General features: G+C 66.0%; 2 protein-coding genes. One reads left to right on the top strand and one right to left on the bottom strand.

Annotation, left to right across the window (positions count from 1 at the left end):
- Positions 1 to 157: 157 nt before the first annotated feature.
- Positions 158 to 775, bottom strand: coding sequence for a DNA-3-methyladenine glycosylase family protein (locus tag BV95_RS22500; RefSeq protein WP_037457583.1), 618 nt, complete (start codon positions 773 to 775; stop codon positions 158 to 160).
- 79 nt (positions 776 to 854) lie between these two features.
- On the opposite strand from BV95_RS22500, the gene BV95_RS22495 reads away from it, so the two are divergent.
- Positions 855 to 1172, top strand: a complete 318-nt coding sequence (locus tag BV95_RS22495; RefSeq protein WP_037457580.1) for a 2Fe-2S iron-sulfur cluster-binding protein — start codon at positions 855 to 857, stop codon at positions 1170 to 1172.
- Positions 1173 to 1331 lie beyond the last annotated feature (159 nt).

Here is a 1331-nt window from a genome sequence, read left to right as displayed (position 1 = left end):
GCCGAACGGCCTCGGTCCCCAACTTTACCGGGAAGCACGGGGCGAACCCGCTCCCACTGCTCGTCGCTTAATCCGTGTCGATCCAAGATGGCGCTCCCTTCGCCAGTCTTGAATCCGATCCGCGCGGAAAAAGGAATCCCTTAAATGTCCACACGCCTTAGAAAACCTCCGTATTATAATGATGCCAGGCCATGATCGCCGCCGCGCTCCGATGGGGCCGCCAGGGTTCGGCCAGTTCCCGCGTCAGCTTCTCGCTCGGCCGCGCGGGCAGGCCCAATATGCGCCCCACCTCGATCTGCACGGCCAGGTCGCCCGCCGGCCAGATGTCCGGCCGGCCCTCCGCGAACAGCAGGTAGATTTCCGCCGACCAGCGCCCGATCCCCTTGATCCGCACCAGTTGCGCGATGGCTTCCTCATCGTCGGCGGGCAGGGCGTGCAGGTCGATCCCGCCGCTCACCACCAGTTCGGCCAGGCTGCGGGCATAGCCCTGCTTCTGCCGCGACAGGCCGCAGGCGCGCAGGGCATCGAAATCGCGGGCGAGCAGGATGTCCGGCGCGCAGCCCGCGCCCAGTTCCCCCTCCAGCTTGCGCCACACCGCCGCGGCTGCCGCGACGCTCACCTGCTGGCCGACGATGGTGCGCAGCAGCGTCTCGTAACCCGGCTCCCGCATGCGGGGCGGGGGATAGCCCACCCGGCCGATCGCCGCGCCGAAAGCGGGTTCCAGCGCGGCGACGGCATCCAGACTTTCCCGCAACAGATCCGCCGTGGTCACCATTTAATCGCCGTCCAGCCCTTGATTTCCCGCTGTCTCTCCGACATGAGCGGCGGGAAAAAATTTTGAGGGACCTGGGTACATGGCGAAACTGATTGTGGTCAACCGTTCGGGTGAAGAGCAGGCGGTAGAGGCGCAGAGCGGCCTTTCCGTGATGGAGATCATCCGCGACAATGGCTTTGACGAACTGCTGGCGCTGTGCGGCGGCTGCTGCTCCTGCGCGACCTGCCATGTCTTCGTCGACCCGGCCTTCGCCGACAGCCTGCCCGCGGTCAGCGAGGATGAAAACGACCTGCTCGACAGTTCGGACCACCGCAACGAGACCAGCCGCCTGTCGTGCCAGTTGACCTTCAGCGATTCGCTCGACGGCCTGCGCGTCACCATCGCCCCGGAAGACTGAGCTCCGCCTCCAACATATTCCCCTCCCGCAGGCGGGAGGGGTTAGGGGTGGGCGCGAGCGAAGCGAGCTTCTGACTTAGCCGTTGCAAAACGACGCAGATGTCACGCCAACCCCCCCCTAACCCCCTCCCGCAGGCGGGAGGGGGAATGCGGTATACAC

It is taken from the genome of Sphingobium chlorophenolicum (assembly GCF_000722875.1).
GTDB classification, from domain to species: Bacteria; Pseudomonadota; Alphaproteobacteria; order Sphingomonadales; family Sphingomonadaceae; genus Sphingobium; species Sphingobium chlorophenolicum.
This window is presented reverse-complemented; position numbering and strand designations above follow the sequence as displayed.

Coding starts and splice junctions, on each gene's coding strand:
- BV95_RS22495 (WP_037457580.1), top strand. CDS start 855: ATGGCGAAACTGATTGTGGTCAACCGTTCGGGTGAAGAGCAGGCGGTA.
- BV95_RS22500 (WP_037457583.1), bottom strand. CDS start 775: ATGGTGACCACGGCGGATCTGTTGCGGGAAAGTCTGGATGCCGTCGCC.